21 protein-coding genes are annotated in these 18,172 nt (G+C 68.4%); 15 read left to right on the forward strand and 6 right to left on the reverse strand.

Annotated features, from left to right (window positions below; translation table 11 throughout):
• A complete protein-coding gene (locus FBR43_RS11965) occupies positions 1 to 276 on the forward strand; it encodes an acylphosphatase (protein ID WP_136943333.1) in 276 nt (91 codons plus the stop codon).
• Positions 277 to 339: 63 nt separating this feature from the next.
• Positions 340 to 1,809, forward strand: a complete 1,470-nt coding sequence (locus tag FBR43_RS11970) for a M48 family metalloprotease (protein WP_249276568.1) — start codon at positions 340 to 342, stop codon at positions 1,807 to 1,809.
• Positions 1,810 to 1,833: 24 nt separating this feature from the next.
• Here FBR43_RS11970 and FBR43_RS11975 read toward each other — a convergent pair whose 3' ends face one another.
• A complete protein-coding gene (locus tag FBR43_RS11975) occupies positions 1,834 to 2,058 on the reverse strand; it encodes a hypothetical protein (RefSeq protein ID WP_136943335.1) in 225 nt (74 codons plus the stop codon).
• Between the two features lie 19 nt (positions 2,059 to 2,077).
• On the reverse strand, positions 2,078 to 2,758 hold the full coding sequence (locus FBR43_RS11980; protein WP_136943336.1) for a methyltransferase domain-containing protein: 681 nt from the start codon (positions 2,756 to 2,758) through the stop codon (positions 2,078 to 2,080).
• 147 nt (positions 2,759 to 2,905) lie between these two features.
• On the opposite strand from FBR43_RS11980, the gene FBR43_RS11985 reads away from it, so the two are divergent.
• The 8 genes from FBR43_RS11985 to FBR43_RS12015 all read left to right on the forward strand — a co-directional run bounded on the left by FBR43_RS11985 (position 2,906) and on the right by FBR43_RS12015 (position 9,936).
• A complete protein-coding gene (locus tag FBR43_RS11985) occupies positions 2,906 to 4,033 on the forward strand; it encodes a glycosyltransferase family 4 protein (RefSeq protein ID WP_136943337.1) in 1,128 nt (375 codons plus the stop codon).
• Positions 4,030 to 4,626: a sugar transferase gene (locus FBR43_RS16200; protein WP_169542593.1), complete on the forward strand. Its 597-nt coding sequence runs from the start codon at positions 4,030 to 4,032 to the stop codon at positions 4,624 to 4,626. Before FBR43_RS11985 ends, FBR43_RS16200 begins: the two co-directional genes overlap by 4 nt.
• Positions 4,623 to 5,237: an acetyltransferase gene (locus FBR43_RS16205; RefSeq protein WP_169542594.1), complete on the forward strand. Its 615-nt coding sequence runs from the start codon at positions 4,623 to 4,625 to the stop codon at positions 5,235 to 5,237. Before FBR43_RS16200 ends, FBR43_RS16205 begins: the two co-directional genes overlap by 4 nt.
• Positions 5,230 to 6,330 carry an acyltransferase family protein gene (locus FBR43_RS11995; RefSeq protein WP_169542595.1) on the forward strand — a complete coding sequence of 367 codons (1,101 nt, stop codon included), beginning with the start codon at positions 5,230 to 5,232 and terminating at the stop codon, positions 6,328 to 6,330. Before FBR43_RS16205 ends, FBR43_RS11995 begins: the two co-directional genes overlap by 8 nt.
• A 67-nt stretch (positions 6,331 to 6,397) precedes the next feature.
• Positions 6,398 to 7,465: a 4-hydroxyphenylpyruvate dioxygenase gene (gene hppD / locus FBR43_RS12000; protein ID WP_136943340.1), complete on the forward strand. Its 1,068-nt coding sequence runs from the start codon at positions 6,398 to 6,400 to the stop codon at positions 7,463 to 7,465.
• Positions 7,466 to 7,594: 129 nt separating this feature from the next.
• Positions 7,595 to 8,887, forward strand: a complete 1,293-nt coding sequence (gene hmgA, locus FBR43_RS12005) for a homogentisate 1,2-dioxygenase (RefSeq protein WP_136943341.1) — start codon at positions 7,595 to 7,597, stop codon at positions 8,885 to 8,887.
• Entirely contained in the window at positions 8,884 to 9,243 is a 360-nt protein-coding gene (locus tag FBR43_RS12010) for a Rieske (2Fe-2S) protein (RefSeq protein ID WP_136943342.1), read from the forward strand. Before hmgA ends, FBR43_RS12010 begins: the two co-directional genes overlap by 4 nt.
• A 153-nt stretch (positions 9,244 to 9,396) precedes the next feature.
• Positions 9,397 to 9,936 (forward strand): c-type cytochrome, encoded by a 540-nt coding sequence (locus FBR43_RS12015; protein WP_136943343.1) that lies wholly within the window; start codon positions 9,397 to 9,399, stop codon positions 9,934 to 9,936.
• Between the two features lie 277 nt (positions 9,937 to 10,213).
• On the opposite strand, the gene FBR43_RS12025 is transcribed toward FBR43_RS12015, so the two are convergent.
• From FBR43_RS12025 to chlG, 4 genes are read right to left on the reverse strand one after another with little or no spacing between them, the layout of a single operon-like run.
• Complete coding sequence (locus tag FBR43_RS12025; protein ID WP_169542596.1) at positions 10,214 to 10,705, reverse strand: TspO/MBR family protein; 492 nt, start codon at positions 10,703 to 10,705, stop codon at positions 10,214 to 10,216.
• Positions 10,702 to 11,883, reverse strand: coding sequence for a geranylgeranyl diphosphate reductase (locus FBR43_RS12030; protein ID WP_136943344.1), 1,182 nt, complete (start codon positions 11,881 to 11,883; stop codon positions 10,702 to 10,704). Before FBR43_RS12030 ends, FBR43_RS12025 begins: the two co-directional genes overlap by 4 nt.
• On the reverse strand, positions 11,880 to 13,184 hold the full coding sequence (locus FBR43_RS12035; protein ID WP_249276569.1) for a BCD family MFS transporter: 1,305 nt from the start codon (positions 13,182 to 13,184) through the stop codon (positions 11,880 to 11,882). Before FBR43_RS12035 ends, FBR43_RS12030 begins: the two co-directional genes overlap by 4 nt.
• Positions 13,181 to 14,083: a chlorophyll synthase ChlG gene (gene chlG, locus FBR43_RS12040; RefSeq protein WP_136943345.1), complete on the reverse strand. Its 903-nt coding sequence runs from the start codon at positions 14,081 to 14,083 to the stop codon at positions 13,181 to 13,183. Before chlG ends, FBR43_RS12035 begins: the two co-directional genes overlap by 4 nt.
• Positions 14,084 to 14,214: 131 nt before the next feature.
• Between chlG and cobA the strand changes: the two genes are divergently transcribed.
• From cobA to FBR43_RS12065, 5 genes are read left to right on the forward strand one after another with little or no spacing between them, the layout of a single operon-like run.
• Positions 14,215 to 15,003 (forward strand): uroporphyrinogen-III C-methyltransferase, encoded by a 789-nt coding sequence (gene cobA, locus FBR43_RS12045; RefSeq protein ID WP_136943346.1) that lies wholly within the window; start codon positions 14,215 to 14,217, stop codon positions 15,001 to 15,003.
• Complete coding sequence (locus FBR43_RS12050) at positions 15,000 to 15,296, forward strand: DUF2849 domain-containing protein (RefSeq protein WP_136943347.1); 297 nt, start codon at positions 15,000 to 15,002, stop codon at positions 15,294 to 15,296. The genes cobA and FBR43_RS12050 overlap by 4 nt, the downstream gene beginning before the upstream one ends.
• A gap of 15 nt (positions 15,297 to 15,311) precedes the next feature.
• On the forward strand, positions 15,312 to 16,943 hold the full coding sequence (locus tag FBR43_RS12055; protein ID WP_136943348.1) for a nitrite/sulfite reductase: 1,632 nt from the start codon (positions 15,312 to 15,314) through the stop codon (positions 16,941 to 16,943).
• Positions 16,936 to 17,364 (forward strand): DUF934 domain-containing protein, encoded by a 429-nt coding sequence (locus FBR43_RS12060; RefSeq protein ID WP_136943349.1) that lies wholly within the window; start codon positions 16,936 to 16,938, stop codon positions 17,362 to 17,364. Before FBR43_RS12055 ends, FBR43_RS12060 begins: the two co-directional genes overlap by 8 nt.
• Positions 17,357 to 18,136: a phosphoadenylyl-sulfate reductase gene (locus FBR43_RS12065; RefSeq protein WP_136943350.1), complete on the forward strand. Its 780-nt coding sequence runs from the start codon at positions 17,357 to 17,359 to the stop codon at positions 18,134 to 18,136. The genes FBR43_RS12060 and FBR43_RS12065 overlap by 8 nt, the downstream gene beginning before the upstream one ends.
• Positions 18,137 to 18,172: the final 36 nt, after the last annotated feature.

The following is an 18,172-nucleotide window of genomic DNA, read 5'->3' on the forward strand; positions in this document are numbered from 1 at the left end:
ATGACGACGCAGCGAATACACGTCTCGGGCAAGGTGCAGGGCGTCGGCTATCGCGACTTCGTCGTCCGGCAGGCGCGCACCTGCGGGATCACCGGCTGGGTACGCAACACGCGCGACGGACGCGTCGAGATGCTCGCATCGGGCGACGACGAGGCGCTGGCCCGCTTCGTCGATCTGTGTCGCGGCGGCCCGATGCTCGCGCGCGTCGACCATATCGAGGCCTATCCCGACGACGAACGCCCCGCCAAGGGCTTCACCAAACGCTTCACCGCCTGATCGCGGGAACCCGCGGGCGCGTTCGTGCTTTTGCCGTAACGACACGGTGAAAGGGGGATGCGGATGCGCTGGAAGATGATGGCGATGGCGAGTGCCGCGGCACTCGCGGCCGCGACGCCGATCGCTGCCGAGGCTCCGCAGGCGCAGCGCGTGCAGGCGATCACCGCGCAGGAGCGCGCGCAGGGCCAGCAGGCCAATGCCGAAATCGTGCGCGAATATGGCGGCGTCTACGACGGCCCGCAGGTTGCCTATGTCAAGCGCGTCGGCCAGCGCGTTGCCACGCAATCCGGGCTGGCGACCACGCCCGGCGCGTTCACCATCACCGTGCTCGACAGTCCCGTCGACAATGCCTTCGCAACGCCGGGCGGCTATGTCTATGTGACGCGCGGATTGCTAGCGCTGATGAACGACGAGGCCGAACTGGCGGCGGTGCTCGGCCACGAGGTCGCGCATGTCGCGGCGCGGCACAGTCGCAGCCGTCAGAACACCGCGACGCGCAACACGCTGCTCGGCGCGCTCGGCCAGGCGATCGTCGGCGCGGTCGCGGGCAATTCGGGATTCGGTTCGTTGCTCAGCCGTGGCATCGGCGCGGGCGCGCAACTCGCGACACTCGGCTATTCGCGCGGACAGGAGACCGAGGCCGATACGCTCGGCGTCGGCTATCTCGCGCGCACCGGCTATGATCCCGTCGCCCTGTCGACCATGCTCGAAAGCCTCGCCGCGCAGAACCAGCTGAGCCAGGCGATCGCCGGCCAGACGCGTGCGTTGCCCGCCTGGGCGAGCACGCATCCCGAACCCGGCGCCCGCGTCGCCCGTGCGCGTAGCGAGGCGACGCGCATCCGCGCCACTGGCACCGCGCGCGGCCGCGACGCACATCTCGCCGCGGTCGACGGGCTGCTGTACGGCGACGACCCGGCGCAGGGCGCGATCCTCGGCCAGCGTTTCGTCCATCCTGCACTGCGCATCGGCTTCACCGTGCCGCAGGGCTATACGATGGCGAACAGCCCGCAGGCGGTGACGATCGTGGGCGGCGGCGGCCAGGCGCAGTTCGCGACGCTTCCCTATTCGGGCAATCGCGAAACCTATGTGCGCGGCGTGCTCCAGAGCGTTGCCGGCGCCAACGCACGGCTGCCTGCCTATCAGCTCCAGTCGACAACGGTAAACGGCATTCCCGCCGCCCAGGCGACGATCCGCGCGGCATCAGGCAATACGCCCGTCGATGTGACGGTGGTGGCGCTCACACCTTCGGCGACCCGCGCCTATCATTTCGTGACCGTCACGCCCGCTGGCCGCGGCGTGGCGCCCTTCGCCTCGACGATCCAGTCGTTCCGCACGATCACCGCCGCCGAAGCCGGCGAAGTGCGCGCACGCTATGTGCGCGTGGTGCCCGTCGGCGCGCGTGATACGGTGCAGACGCTGGCGGCGCGCATGGCGTTCCCCGACCGCCAGCTCGAGCGCTTCCTTACCCTGAACGGCCTGTCAGCTAACGAGCGGCTTACCCCCGGCACGCGCGTTAAGATCGTGACGCACTGAAGGCCCGGCGACAGCGCGCGCGGCTCAGCCGTCGTCGTCGTTGAGCCGCCGCGCGCGGATCGCGCGCCAGGCGGGTTCGGCGCGGTCGTTCCGGACCATGATCGCCTCGACCTCGTCGAATTCCTCGAGGCACAGCGCCTCGGTGATGCTCATCGGGAAATAGATGTTCTCGTCGGTCGAGGCGAGGATGCCGTAGGCACCCTTTCCCTCCTCGCTCGAGGTGATGAAAACCTGGTCCTTCTTCGCCATTCGATCGTCCGTCCGAGAATTAGTTGGCGGCGCGCACGACCAGCGTCGCGCAGCTCACCTTGAAGGAGCGCACCAGCCAGGTGAGGCGATGCAGTTGCGCCAGCGCGATCCGCGGGCGCCACAGGCCGCTCACGATGCGCCAGCCCGCACGCACCGGATAAGCGATGAGGTTGGCGGCCCCCTTCCCCGCTTCCTCGGCAATCAGCCCGCCATCGGCGAGGATCGTGGAGGCGACGATCTGCGAATTGGGGAAATCGCGTGCCAGCGCCACCGGGTCGGGGCGATACAGCGTGTCGATCGGATCGGGATGATAGGGGTAGCTGTGCGGCACCGTCACCACGATATGCCCAGCCTCGCCGACGATCGCCTCGCACGCGCGCGCCACCGCCTGCGGATCGCGCACATGCTCGAGCAGGTTCGAGCAGATGATCGAGCGGAAGCCCATCGCCTGCAATTGCGCGATATAGGCAGGGTCGAGCACATCGCCGACCAGGTCGACACCGTCGTCCTGCTTCATGTCGGCATGCACGATGCGAAAGCCTGCCGCGCGCAGCGGCGCGAGCAGCCGCGCCTCGATATGCGGTTTCGACACCTCGCGGAAATGGCGCGTCGACGATCCCAGATTGAGCAGCGGCGAAGCCTTGTCGGGCCCCAGCGCAAGCAGCGAGTCACGGATCCAGTCGGCTTCGCATGGACGCATGCGTCGGATATCCCAAAACGTACGGCGTCGGGACTGTCCCGCGTACCGCGCTCGTCTATAACAGCCTATCGTACGGCGCCAGTCGCATTGTCGCGCCCGGCAAGCTCGGCTATGGCGCGCGCTTGCGGGTCCGGGGGGGGTGGCGGAATGGCGAGAGTGCTGCTGGTCGCGTCCTACGCGCCGTCGCTCGTCAATTTTCGCGCGCCGCTGATTGGTGCACTGCGCGACGCGGGGCACGACGTACATGTCGCAGCGCCCGACGCGAAGGCGGTCATCGCGGCCTCGTCGCTTGCCAGCATCGTCACCGCACACGAAACCGCGCTCGATCGGGCGGGCGGCAACCCGCTTGCCGACCTCGCCTCGATCGCGGGCTATCATGCGCTGATGCGGCGCGTCGCGCCCAGCCATGTGCTGCCCTACACGATCAAGCCGGTGATCTATGCGACGCTGGCCGCGCGGCTGGCAGGGGTGCCGCACCGCTTCCCGATGCTCACCGGGCTCGGCTATCTGTTCGAGAGCGACAGCCCGCGTGCGCTTTGGATGCGCCGCGTCATCGCGCCGGTGATGCGTGCCGCACTGCGCGGCGCCGATGCCGTGATCTTCCAGAATCCCGACGATCGCGAGACGATCCGCCGCGCCGGGCTGCTCGCGCAGGACGCGCGGGCAAAAGTGGTTGATGGCTCGGGCATCGACCTCGATCATTTCACCCCGCAGCCGCAGCCATCCTCGCCCGCCGTGCTGTTCGTCGGCCGGCTGGTGGCGGCCAAGGGCGTGGCCGAGTTCGCGGCAGCGGCACGGATCGTGCGCGCACGGCGCCCCGACGTCGCCTTCCGCATCGCCGGCTGGATCGACGCAGCCAACCCGTCGGCGATCGCGCAGGCGGATCTCGACCGCTGGGTCGCCGATGGCGATATCGAATATCTAGGGCGGCTCGACGATGTACGCCCCGCACTTGCCGCCGCATCGATCTTCTGCCTCCCCTCACTGTACGAAGGGACGCCGCGTACCGGGCTCGAGGCGCTGGCGACGGGACGCGCGATCGTCACGACCGATGCCCCGGGCTGCCGCGAGATAGTGCGCGAGGGCAGCAACGGTCATCTGGTGCCCGTACGCTCGGCGCAGGCGATCGCCGATGCGGCGCTCTCGATCGTCGATACCCCGGGTCGCGCCGCTGCGATGGGCGAAGCGAGCCTCGCCTATGCGCGCGAACGCTACGACGTGCGCCGCGTCAACGCCGAGATGCTGCGGATCATGCGGCTGGAGGCAATCAGGTGAAGCGGTTGACCGATCTGGTGCTGGCAGGCGGCGCGCTGCTGGTGCTGTCGCCCGTGCTACTCGCCGTAGCGCTGGCGATCGCGCTGCGCGACGGGCGCCCGGTGCTGTTCCGCCAGCAGCGGCCCGGCCTGCGCGGCCGCCCGTTCGACATCCTCAAGTTCCGCACCATGCGCGTCGCCGCCGAGCCGGGCGCGCTCGACGCCACCACCGCGCGCGTGACGCCGCTCGGCCGTTTCCTGCGCGCAACGTCGCTCGACGAGCTGCCGGCACTCTGGAATGTCGTGCGCGGCGACATGAGCCTCGTGGGGCCGCGACCGCTGCTGATGCAGTATCTGCCGCTATATTCGCCCGAACAGGCGCGCCGGCACGAGGTACGCCCCGGCATCACCGGCTGGGCGCAGGTCAACGGCCGCAACGCGATCGACTGGGAGCGCAAGTTCGCGCTCGATGTCTGGTATGTCGACAACCGATCATGGTGGCTCGACTTGCGCATCCTGTGGATGACAGTGATGAAGGTCGTCCGCCGCGCCGATATCGATGCGGGGGCCGAGGTGACGATGCAGCCGTTCACCGGCAACGGCGAGCGGCGATGACGCGCTTTGCTATCCTCGGCGCCGGGGGCCATGCCAAGGTGGTGCTCGAAGCGCTGCGACTGGCCGTCGCCGATGCCGAGATCGTCGTCGTCGATGATGGGCGTGGCGACGACGGGGGCGACCTGCTCGGCGCACCGATCATCGGAACGCGCGCCGCCTTGCTCGATCGGCGCGCGAGCGCGCTCGTTCCCGCGCTCGGCGACAACCGCGCGCGTCTTGTGGCGATTGAATGGGCACGCGAGGCGGGGCTGGAGATCGCCAGCGTCATCCACCCCGCCGCGATCGTTTCGCCAAGCGCGGTCATCGGCGCGGGCTGCTTTCTCGCCGCAGGTGCGATCGTCAACGCCGACGCGCGGCTGGGATCGGGCGTGATCGTCAACACCGGCGCATCGGTCGACCATGATTGCGTGCTGGGCGATGGCGTGCACGTGGCGCCCGGCGCGCGACTGTGCGGCAACGTCCGCATCGGCGCGCGCACGCTGATCGGCGTCGGCGCGGCGATCATCCCGGGGCGAACGCTGGGCGCCGACTGCGTCGTCGGGGCCGGTGCGGCGGTGGTGCGCGACAGCGACGATGGCGTGCGCATCGCTGGAGTACCGGGACGTGCATGAGCCGCGCGATACAGGGGCGGCGAAAGCCGGCTTTCTGCCCGACCTCCAGATCGCGCGTTTCGTCGCGGCATTCATCGTCATGTGGGGGCACCTCCAGCACGAGACAAAGGCGCTGGGCATCGCCACGCAAGGAGCGCTGATCGATTTCGCGCCGATCTACTACCCCTCCGGCGTCGACATCTTCTTCGTCATCAGCGGCTTCATCATGTATCTGCTGGGGCGCGACCGCTTCGGCGAGCCGGGTTTCGCGCGGACCTTCCTCACGCGCCGCCTCATTCGCATCGTGCCGCTATACTGGCTGTTCCTGTTCGCGATGCTCGGTGCGATCACGCTGTTCGGCGGGCGCATGAACAACACCAATCTCGATGGCGCGCACATCGTCTCGTCGTTCCTGTTCGTGCCATGGCCGCGGATCGACGGTAACGTGGTGCCGGTGCTCAGCTCGGGCTGGACGCTCAATTACGAGATGCTGTTCTACGCGATCTTCGCCACCGGGCTGCTGTTTTCGCGGCGGCAAGGCATGACGATCGTCGTCGGCGCGTTGATCGCCCTGTTCGCGATCGGCCAGATCGTGCCCGAATCCTGGTTCGTGCTGCGGTTCTGGGGCAAGTCGATCATCCTCGAATTTCTGCTCGGCATGGCGCTGGCGCACTTCTATCTGCGGGGCATACGGTTGCCGCGCTGGGCGGCCATCGCGTTGATCGCGGCGGGCTTTGCGATGCTCGTCGTGGCGAACGACGTGCAGCTGGTGCAGCGCGCCGGCCGCTTCGTGGGCGCCGGCATCGCCGCGGCCTTCATCGTCGCCGGTTTCGTGCTGAGTGCCCGGCCATCCTCAGGGCCGGTCGCGCGGGGCTTCGTCGAGGCGGGCGATGCCTCCTACGCGCTCTATCTATCTCACCCCTTCACGCTCAACCTGCTCGCGATCGTCTGGGAACGGCTGGGAATTGGCAGTCCGGCATTGTTCTTCGGCAGCGCGCTCCTGCTGTGCGTGCTGGTCTCCATCGCGATCTACAGGCTTCTCGAACGGCCGGTGATCGCGTGGTTGAATGCACGCGCGGGCGGTCGGCGGAGCGAAGCCGTCAAGCAGTTCTAGGCACCCGGTTGCGACCGCGCATCACGAATGGTATCATGTGATACCAGTTCATTCGCGGAGCCACGCCATGCAGCATCTCGACGTCAATCCGATGGGCCTGAACGGGTTCGAGTTCTGCGAGTTCACCTCGCCCGATCCCGATCGCATGGCCGCGCTGATGGAGCAGATGGGTTTTGTCGCGGCCTCGCGGCACCCCTCGCGTGACGTGGTGCGCTACAAGCAGCAGCGCATCAACCTGCTGCTCAACCGGATGGAAAGCGGCCATGCCGCGCAGTTCCGCGCCGATCACGGCCCCTCGGCCTCGGGCATGGCGTTCCGCGTCGCCGATGCGAAGGCGGCGTTCGATGCCGCGCTCGAGCTTGGCGCCAAGGCCGCCGATGCCGGCGAAGGCGCGCTGGGCGAGGGCTATGCGCTCGAGGGGATCGGCGGATCGATGCTCTATCTCGTCGATCGCCACGGCGATGCCGGCGACCTCTATGCCGACTGGATCGCGATTGAGGGCGCCGAGGAAGCCGAGCGCGCCAACTCGGTCGGCCTCGACCTGCTCGATCACCTCACGCACAATGTCCGGCGCGGGCAGATGCGCGTGTGGAGCGAGTTCTACAGCCGCATCTTCCAGTTCGAGGAACAGAAATATTTCGACATCAAGGGCAAGGCGACCGGTCTGTTCAGCCAGGCGATGATCGCGCCCGACAAGGCGATCCGCATCCCGCTCAACGAAAGCCAGGACGACAAGAGCCAGATCGAGGAATATATCCGCGAGTATAAGGGCGAGGGCATCCAGCACCTCGCCTTCACCACCGAGGATATCTACGCGACGGTCGAAAAGCTGCGCGCGCGCGGCGTGCGGCTGCAGGACACGATCGAGACCTATTACGAGTTGATCGACAAGCGCATTCCCGGCCACGGCGAGGATGTAGAGCGGCTGAAGGCCAATCGCATCCTGATCGACGGCGACACCGGCGACGAGGGCATCCTGCTCCAGATCTTCACCGAGAACATGTTCGGCCCCATCTTCTTCGAGATCATCCAGCGCAAGGGCAACGAAGGCTTCGGTGCGGGCAATTTCCAGGCGCTGTACGAGAGCATCGAGCTTGACCAGATCCGTCGCGGCGTCGTCACGGTGGACGCATAAGCGTCGGCCGGACGCCGGCACGAAAGTGTCGGGCCGCGACCGGCCGGCACGGTAAGCCGGGCTTCGGGCACGGCTCTGCCGGGTCCGACGCCCGGCGGGTGTAATCTAGAGCGCAGGGCAGAACCGAAGATGCACGACTACACCCCCGGCTTCGGCAACCACATCGCGACCGAGGCTGTCACCGGCGCCTTGCCCATCGGCCGCAACAGCCCGCAACGGGCGCCGTTCGGCCTCTATGCCGAGCAGCTCTCGGGCAGTGCCTTCACCGCGCCGCGGCACGAGAACCGGCGGTCGTGGCTGTACCGGATGCGCCCCACCGCGCAGCATGGCGCCTTCACGCGCTATGCCGGTACGCCGCTCCTGCGCACCGCGCCGTTCGACGAGACTCCGCCCAGCCCCAACCGGCTGCGCTGGGATCCGCTGCCGATGCCCGATACAGCGACCGATTTCGTCGACGGTCTCGTCACCTATGGCGGCACAGGCGACGTAGCGGCACAGAGCGGCGTCGGCATCCACTGCTATGCCGCCACTGCCGACATGAACGATCGCGCGTTCTTCTCGGCCGATGGCGAGCTGCTGATAGTGCCGCAGCACGGACGCCTCGCGATCGACACCGAACTCGGGCGCATCGAAGTGGCCCCGCTCCAGATTGCGTTGATCCCGCGTGGCGTGCGCTTCCGCGTGGCGCTGCCCGATGGCGCGGCGCGCGGCTATGTCTGCGAGAATTACGGCGCGCCCTTCCGGCTGCCCGATCTGGGGCCGATCGGCGCCAATGGCCTTGCCAATCCGCGTGACTTCGAAACGCCGCACGCCTGGTTCGAGGATCGCGACACGCCGTTCGAGGTGATCCAGAAGTTCCAGGGCGGGCTGTGGACGACGATGCTCGACCACTCGCCCTTCGACGTGGTGGCATGGCACGGCAATTTGGCGCCGTGGCGCTATGATCTCACGCGCTTCAACACGATCAACACCGTCAGCTTCGACCATCCCGACCCGTCGATTTTCACCGTGCTAACCGCGCCGAGCGACACGCCTGGCACCGCCAATTGCGACTTCGTGATCTTCCCGCCACGCTGGATGGTCGCCGAGGACACGTTCCGCCCACCGTGGTTCCACCGCAACGTGATGAGCGAGTTCATGGGGCTCATCCACGGCGCCTATGATGCCAAGGAAGGCGGCGGCTTCGTACCCGGCGGCGCATCGCTGCACAACCAGATGAACGGCCACGGCCCCGACCAGGCGACGTTCGACAAGGCGAGCAGCGCCGATCTCAAGCCCGTCAAGATCGACTGCACGATGGCGTTCATGTTCGAGACGCGCCACGTCGTGCGCCCCACGCGCTGGGCGATCGAAAGCCCGACGATGCAGCTCGACTATGACGATGCCTGGGCCGGCTTCACCAAGGCGGCCCTGCCGCAGTGAGCGATGCGCGGCTCGATGCCACCCCCGCCGGCGTCGATCTCGGGCCGCTCGACCTGATCGCCGATGGCAACGCGCGCAACTTCGTCGTGCAGATGCGCGCGGGCCGCTTCCACGGCTTCGTAGTACGGCGCGGCGATGCGCTGTTCGGCTATGTCGATCGCTGCCCGCATATGGGCCTGCCGCTCGCACAGGCGCTCGACGACTATCTGACGCCCGATGGCAGCCGCATCGCATGTAGCTGGCACGGCGCGATCTTCGCGGTCGAGGACGGCGCGTGCATTGGCGGGCCGTGTGCGGGCGGGCGCCTCGCCGCCTGGCCCGTCCGCCTTCGCGACGGTCGCATCGTCACCGGCTGACCACCTGCTTTGGTCCATGTCCCGGCACGAAAAACCTTGCCAATCTTCATCGCATCGCGTTCGATGGCACCAGCGTCCGCGTGCCGCGTTGTCGCGCGGTGAAGTACAGGCGTAGCGTGCGAAGTCGGAGAAGCAGATAGTAGGAGCAGGTGGATGGACGAGCGAGCAATCAAGCGTAGCGGTTGGGTAGCCTTGGGGGTCACGACGAGCGCATTGCTGCTGAGCGCCTGTGGCGGCGGCGGTGAGGCCGAGAAAAAGTCCACCACCACCACCACGACGGCGGCGACGAACACCTCTGCTCCGGCAGCGCCTGCGGCACCCGCAGGCGGCGCGGCGCCCGCCCCCGACAATACCGACACGTTGACCGGCGCGACCTTCGCGAGCTTCACCGGCGATCCGGCGAGCGGTAAGACGGTATTCCTCCAGTGCCAGACCTGCCATGCCGTCGAAGCCGGCGTGAACAAGATTGGCCCCTCGCTTGCCGGCATTGTCGGCCGCGCGGCTGGCACCGTGGCAGGCTATAACTACACGCCCGCCAACAAGAACAGCGGCATCACCTGGAGCAAGGAGAAGCTGTTCCAGTATCTCGAGAACCCGCAGCGCGTGGTGCCGGGCACCAAGATGGCCTTCGCCGGCATCGCCGACGAGCAGAAGCGTGCCGACGTGATCGAGTATCTCGCCAACCCGCAATGACGCCAAAGGCCCCGCGCTCGCCGCGCGGGGCCCTACCGTTCCGGCTCGTCGCGCAGATCGGCGAGATGGAGGGGAAACGACAGCGCGAGCGCGACGGCGATCCATGGCCATGCCGCCTCGGTGAGCGCAAGGCGCAGCGCGACGATCATCAGCGCGCCCGGCCCCAGCCGCGTCAGGATGCGTATGACCGGCCACCCACGGCGACGAAGCAATAAAGCCTCGGCTGCGAGGATCGCGAGGATCAGATCCGCGGCGTGACCGCTCGCGAAGAAGGCGCTCAGCCGAACGGTCCGTTGAGACGGACGATTTCCCAGTTGAGCAGCGCCGCCACCATCACCCAGGCGAGATAGGGCAGCAGCATCAGCCCCGCCGTGCGCGATTGGCGCGCTGCCACCCACAGCAATGCCGCGGTCGAGGCGATGAGCGCCACCACCTCGACGCCCGCCCAGTCGGGTCGCGCGAGGCGAAAGAACAACATGCTCCACAGGATGTTGAGAAAGCCGTTGAGCGCGGCGAGCGCGACCAGCCAGTCGACCGCAGCGCGGCTGCGGGCATGTCGCCACGCCGTGACGCCGGCCAGCGCGGTGAGGGCGAATACCGCGGTCCACACGACGGGATAGGCCAGATCGGGCGGTGCCCAGCCGGGCTTGGCGAGGCTGCGATACCAGGGGCCGAGATCGGTCATCGTCGCGCCGAGCATCGCGACGAGTGCCGCCGCCATGCTGGCGACGATCACCGGGAACAGCCAGGGGCGGGCCAGCGCGGTCATGCCGCCGATCCGATCAAATGGCGCATGTCCTTCCAGAAGATGCGCAGATGCGCCATCGGGCGCGCGCGGACGAGGCGTTTGTGCATATAGGCCTGCCATGTCAGATGCTGGACGTCGGGGTCTTCGCACATCGCGACGAAGCGCTCGCGGCGCTTGTCGGTACGATACCAGAAATGCTGCATGATGCCGAGGATCCAGAACACCCGGCCATGCGCCGACAAAAAGCGGCGGCGCGCGCGCGCCAGTTCGCGCACGCGCCCGGTTGCGAGAAACGCATCGACGGCGCTCGCGCCTTCGCGCCCGCAGGCCATCGCGTAATAGATGCCCTCGCCCGATGCCGGCGCGACGACGCCCGCGGCATCGCCGACTACCAGCGTGTCGCGGCCATCGTCCCAGCGCCGGAGCGGCTTCAAGGGAATCGGCGCGCCTTCGCAGCGGATCGTCGCGCAATCCGCAAGCCCCGCCTCGCTGCGTACGCGCGCGACCGCATCACGCAGCGAGAAGCCCTTGTGCGCGCTGCCCACGCCGATGCTCGCGGTGTCGCCGTGCGGGAAGATCCACGCATAGAAATCGGGCGACATGCGTCCCTGATAGATCACGTCGCAGCGCGCGCGATCGAACCCCGCCGCCGGCGACGCGATGATCTCGTGATAGGCGAACACCGATTTGGTGATGCCCCGCCCGCCAAGCGCTGCCCGCGCCACGCCCGATCGCGCGCCATCGGCGCCGATCACGCTGCGCGCGCGCAGCCGCCGCTCGGCACCGCCCCGGCTCTCGCGGTAGACGACGACTGCGCAACCAACGGCATCGCGTTCGATCGCACTAAACGTGCCGGTGCGGCGCTCGGCACCTGCCAGCGCGGCACGCGCGCGCAGCCATTCGTCGAACTGCTCGCGGTCGACCATCCCCACGAACCCGTCGCCCACGGGCATGTCGACATGCCGGCCCGACGGCGCGACCATGCGCGCCTGCGTCGCCTTGCCTACCAGCAAATGATCGGGAATCGCGAAGTCTGCGATCGCGCGCGGGGGAATGGCGCCGCCGCACGGCTTAATGCGCCCGGCACGATCGAGCAGCACGACATGCCGACCCGCACGCGCCAGATCGGTCGCGGCCGTCGCCCCGGCAGGGCCGCCGCCCACCACCACGACATCAGCATCATAGCGCGCGTTGGTCATGCCGGTTCCCCCATCATCGCGCGCTCGCCTCGTGCCGCCACGGCGCCGATCGCAAGCATCGCCGCCACCGCGAACAGTGCGGCCTCGAGCACGAACACCAAGCCGAATGCCGCGGCATCGCTGCCGGTGAGCGCCCGGCCAGCATCGACGCCGATGGCGCCGCCGAGCCCGCCAAGCGCGAAGGCGATCGCCTGCGCTGCACCCCACACGCCCATGCGCACGCCCGCCTGCCCGTCGCCCGCCGCGCCCGCCAGCGCCATCATCGATCCGATCGCGGCGACGGCGAACACGCCATTGGCGAGGCCGAGCAAGGCGACATTGGCGGCGAGCGGCCAGCCCGGCCCTGCCTGCGCACCGAACGCCAGGCCCAGAAGCGCCGCTGCCGAAGCGAGGCAACCGGCGATCGTCCAGCTACGCAAGCCGCTCGCGCTGCCGCCGCCGAACGCGCCGGCGCCCAGCCCCACCGCTATCATCCCCGCGAGTACGCCGGCATGCTGCACGCCGGCGAGCTGCGTCGATTCGCCCGGCGTATATCCGAAGCGCAAGCCCGCCATCGGCTCGAGGATCATGTCCTGCGTGGCATAGGCCAGCATCGCGACGAACACGAACAGCGTGAAGCGACGCGCATCGCGGTCACGCGCTATCGATCGCAGCGCCGCCCTGAGCGCGACCGGCGCCGTTCCGGCGGGGGCGATGCTGCGGCCCTCGACGCCGGCGACCGCCAGCAGCGTGACCGCGAACGCCGCCATCGCCACGCAGCCCACTACGATCGCGAGGCGCGGCAGCGAATAGGGATCGAGCCATGCGCCGGTTACGCCGGCACTCACGACGATGCCGGCGACCATCATTACCCAGGTCAGCGCAGCCGCCGCCGGGCGACGAGCCGGCGCCACGCGCACGGCGAGCAGCGCCAGCAACGAAGTGCCCGCCGCTCCCACGCCCGCGCCGATCATCGCATAGGCGAGCACTGCCAGCGCGATGCCGCCCCAGCCGCCGCCCGCGATCCACGCCAGCGCATCGACCGCGAGCAGCGTGCCGAGCGCCAGCAGCGCCATGCCGCCAACGATCCACGGCGTGCGCCGCCGCCCGCGATCCGAGCCATGCCCCCACACGGGACGCGTGAGCTGGACGGCATAGTGCCACGCTACCAGCCCCGCCGGCAGCGCCGCCGTCAGCGCATATTCGACCACCATCACGCGGTTGAGCAGCGAGGTGGAGAGCATCACCATCGCGCCGATCGCCGCCTGCACGCAACCGAGTCGCGCAATGCCGCCCCAGCCAAGCGGCGGCGCGGCGCTCACCACAGCCCCCCGAGCCCGGCCGCTGCGGCCATCATCCCGAGCACGTAAAGCGCGACGCCGACGGCATTGTACCACGGCGCATGGCGCGCGGGGTCGGCGACGAGCCGGCGCATCGCGAGTGCCTGCCCTGCCAGCACGCAGGCGACGACCGTCGCGGGGACCGGCATGTCCCAGCGCGCCAGCAGCACGATCACTACAAGCTGCGGCACCACCATCGCGATGCAGGCGATCCGCACCGCGCGCGCCATGCCTAAACGCGCCGGCAACGAACGGACGCCGGTGGCGAGATCGCCGCGCACCGCCTTGAAATCGTTGAGCGTCATGATGCCCCAGGCGCCGGCGGCATAGAGCAGCAGCACCGCGAGTATCTCGCCGCGCGGCAGTCCGCCCGCCATCACCGCCGCGCCGGTGAACCAGGTCAGCCCCTCATAGCTGAGCGCCACGGCGCCCGGACCGAGCAGCGCATCGGTCTTCAGCCGCAGCGGTGGCGCGCTATAGGCCCAGGCGAGCGCTAGGCCGGCAAGCGTCGCCAGCGCGATCCACGGCCCCGTCGCCCACGCCACCAGCATCGCGAGCAGCGAGCCCGCGCATGCGATCCACCACCCCCATTGCCCGCCGATCCGCCCCGACGGGATCGGCCGCTCGGGCTGATTGATCGCATCGACATGCCGGTCGAACCAGTCGTTTACCGCCTGGCTGGTGCCGCAGACGAGCGGGCCCGTCAGCGCTATGCCCGCAACGAGGAACGACCAGCGATCGGCGACGGGCACGCCCGAAGAAACGACGCCGCACACGAACGCCCAAATCGGCGGGAACCACGTAATCGGCTTCAGCAGCTCGATCACGTCGGCCCATCGCGGCAGCGGCGTCGCCAGCGGAGGAGTCGTTGATCCGTCCATATAGCAAGGCTACGCCTCACATATCAAAGCGTCAATCTGGCTTTACACTCCAGCGCCGAGAAAGCTGTGCTTCCCGCGTCGCAATCATCGCTCGGTTGTGACCGGCCGGGCCGATCGCCATCTCCCGTTGCATGGCGACACTTCTCGATCCCGATGCGCGCGGGCGCGTCATTCTCGTCGGTGCGGGTCCGGGCGATCCCGGCCTGCTCACCGTGCGCGCGGTCGAAGCGCTGCGGATGGCCGACGTCGTGGTGCATGACGGGCTGATCGATCCGCGCGTGCTCGATCTCGCGCCACCCGGAGCGCAGCGCATCTCGGTCGCCAAAAAGCGGTCGCGCCACAGCGTGCCGCAGGATGGCATCAACGCGCTCATCGTCGCGCATGTGCGTACCGGCGCCATTGTCGTGCGGCTGAAGGGCGGCGATCCGTTCATCTTCGGCCGCGGCGGCGAGGAGGTCGAGGCAGTGCGCGCGGCCGGGCTGCCCGTCGAGGTCATCCCCGGCGTGTCGGCGGCGCTCGGCTGCGCGGCCGAGGCGATGCTGCCGCTCACTCACCGCGATCACAGCTCGGCCGTCAGCTTCGTCGCCGGCCAGTGCAAGGGATTGGCCGATCAGGACTGGTCGGGCCTCGCCGGACAGGGTCGCACGCTCGTCATCTACATGGGCGTCGCCACCGCCGCCGACATCGCCGAGAAACTCATGGGCGAAGGCGTCGCGCCCGACATGCCCGTCGCAGTGCTCGAGCGCGGCACGCTCGCGGGCAGCCGCGCGCTCAGGACGCTGCTTGCCGATCTGGGCGCAATGGTCGCGCGCGAGGGCGTGCAGAGCCCGGCGATCATCGTCGTCGGCGAAGTGGTCGAATTGTCCGACGCCGAGAACCGGCTCGCGCGCTGGGCCCGCATTGCGGAGGCAGCGGCATGAGGATCCTGACGGGCAATGATCTCAAATCGGGCGATGTCGTCTGGTGGACGGGCAGCGACTGGTCGCGCCATGTCGAGGACGCCGCCGATGTCAGCGAGCGCGGCGAGGCGATCGCGCGCGAGGAGGAAGCCGCGCGCCGCGTCAACGTGCCCTATGTCATCGATGCGGCGGCAACCCCCGAAGGCCCGCGCCCCGCGCACATCAAGGACCGCATCCGCGCGCTCGGCCCCACCGTGCGCGCCGACCTGACGCTGCGGCCCGCCGATCCGGCGGCCGGCAGCTGGGTGATATGAGCAAGGCTGTAGCGCATGTATAAATACGACACCTACGATCAGGCCGCCGTCGACGCACGCGTCGCCGAGTTCCGCGATCAGGTCGAGCGCCGCCTGTCGGGCGCGCTGAGCGAGGACCAGTTCAAGCCGCTCCGGCTGATGAATGGCCTCTATCTTCAGCTGCACGCCTATATGCTGCGTGTAGCCATTCCCTATGGCACGCTCGACAGTCGGCAGATGCGAATGCTCGCGCATGTCGCGCGCACCTATGATCGCGGCTATGGCCATTTCACCACGCGGCAGAACATCCAGTATAACTGGATCAAACTCGAGGATGCGCCGGACATCCTCGCCGAGCTGGCGACGGTCGAGATGCACGCCATCCAGACCTCGGGCAACTGCATCCGCAACATCAGCTCGGACCAATATGCCGGCGCCGCGGCCGACGAAGTGACCGATCCGCGCCCCTGGGCCGAGCTGCTGCGCCAGTGGAGCAGCTTCCACCCCGAGTTCAGCTACCTGCCGCGCAAGTTCAAGATCGCGGTGATCGCCGCCGGCGAGGATCGCGCGGCGATGCGGCTGCACGATATCGGCATCGAGATCGTCGAGCGCGACGGGCAGCACGGCGCACGCGTGTTCGTGGGCGGCGGCATGGGCCGCACGCCGATGATCGCACCCGAAATCCGCGATTTCGTGCCGCTCGCCGATCTGCTCTCGTATCTGGAAGCCTGCCTGCGCGTCTACAATCGCTACGGTCGGCGCGACAACATGTACAAGGCGCGCATCAAGATCCTGGTGCACGAGATCGGCGCTGCCGATTATGCCCGCCAGGTCGAGGAGGAGTTCGCGCACGTCAAGGCGCTGGGCATCGATCTGCCCGCCGCCGAGTTCGAGCGGATCGCCGCCTTCTTCGCGCCCCCCGCGTTCGAGACGGGGCTGAGCGAGACGATCGATCGCAGCGACCCCGATTTTGCGCTGTGGCTCGACCAGAACGTCAAGCCGCACAAGGCGCCGGGCTATGCGATCGTCAACATCAGCCTCAAGCCCGTCGGCGGCATTCCCGGCGATGCTTCGGCCGAGCAGATCGACGTGATGGCCGATCTGGCCGAGCGGTACAGCTTCGGCGAGGCGCGCGTCACCCATGCGCAGAACATCGTGCTGCCGCACGTGCGCAAGGCCGATCTTTACGCCGTGTGGCAGGCGCTGGCCGAAGCCGGGCTGGCCGAGGCCAATCTCGATCTCATTAGCGACATCATCGCCTGCCCCGGCCTCGATTATTGCAGCCTCGCCAATGCGCGCTCGATCCCGCTGGCGCAGAAGATCGCGACGCGCTTCGCCGATCCAGCGCGCCAGCGCGAGCTGGGCGAACTCAAGCTCAAGATCTCGGGCTGCATCAATGCCTGCGGCCATCACCATGCCGGCCATATCGGCATCCTCGGCGTCGACAAGAAAGGCACCGAAAATTATCAGCTCTCGTTCGGCGGATCGGGTGCCGAGGATGTGAGCCTCGGCAAGATCACCGGCCCCGGCTTCGACGAAGATGGCGTCGTCGATGCGATCGAGCGCGCGACCGACCTTTACCTAGCGCGCCGCGAAGCCGGCGAACGCTTCGTCGATACCTATCGCCGGCTGGGCATGGAGCCATTCAAGGAGGCCATCTATGGCTGACGATTTGCTGCGCCTGCGCGACGACGAAGCGCATGACGAACCCGCCGTGACGCTCGATTCGTTTCTTGGCCAGTCGAACGCTACCGCCGTCCGGCTGGAGGCCGGCGAGGATGCGCGCGCGTTGCTGCCGCACCTCGAACGGCTGGCACTGGTCGAAGTGAGCTTCCCCAGTTTTCGCGACGGGCGCGGCTATTCGGCGGCGCGCATCCTGCGTGAGGCGGGCTATACGGGCGAGTTGCGCGCCGAGGGCGACGTGCTGGTCGACCAGATCGCGCATATGCGCCGCTGCGGGTTCGACAGTTTCGCGCCCGCCGCGCCGATCGACGAAGCGGCAATGGCGCGGATGCTGGCGATCCAGCCTCATGTCTATCAATGCGCCGCCGATGATCGCGCGCCGATCTGGAAGCTGCGGCATGGCTGATCTCGGCCTGCGCCGCGTCGACCGGATCGACGTCGCCCCGCGCTTCACCGCGGCCGACGCGCATCGGCTCAACAACCTGTTCCGCGGCCGCGACACCGTGGAGATGCTGCGCGTGCTGCTCGGCGAGAACATGCTCGGCGACGTCGCTATCGTTTCGTCGTTCGGCGCCGAATCGGCGGTGCTGCTGCACTTGATCGCCAGCGTCGATCGCCATGTGCCCGTGCTGTTCCTCGAGACGGGCAAGCATTTCCCCGAGACGCTCGCCTATCGCGATCGGCTGCGCGACCAGCTGGGCCTTACCGATCTGCGCGACCTCACCCCCGATCCCGCCGACCTTGCGGCGCGTGACGACAAGGGGCTGCGCTGGTCGTACGATCCCGATGGCTGCTGCGACCTCCGCAAGGTCGCGCCGCTCGCGCGTGCGCTTGCGGGTTTCGACGCGACGATCACCGGGCGCAAGGCGTTCCAGGCCTCGACGCGCGCGGCCCTGCCACGCTTCGAGCTCGACACGTCGGACGCGGCCGGGCGCATCAAGCTCAATCCGCTGGCAACCTGGGACAAGCAGGCGCTCGACGACTATTTCGCTGCGCACGACCTGCCGGCGCACCCGCTCGTCGCGCAGGGCTATCCCTCGATCGGCTGCGCGCCCTGCACCAGCAAGGTGGCGCCAGGCGAGGACCCACGCTCGGGCCGGTGGAAGGGCTGGGACAAGACCGAATGCGGCATCCACACGCCCGTGGCTGATGGCGATCCCGATCAGCCGATGTTCTGACGCGCGTTTGAGCGGCGCCGCGCACAGCGCTATGGC

It is taken from the genome of Sphingomonas baiyangensis, assembly GCF_005144715.1.
GTDB classification, from domain to species: Bacteria; Pseudomonadota; Alphaproteobacteria; order Sphingomonadales; family Sphingomonadaceae; genus Sphingomonas; species Sphingomonas baiyangensis.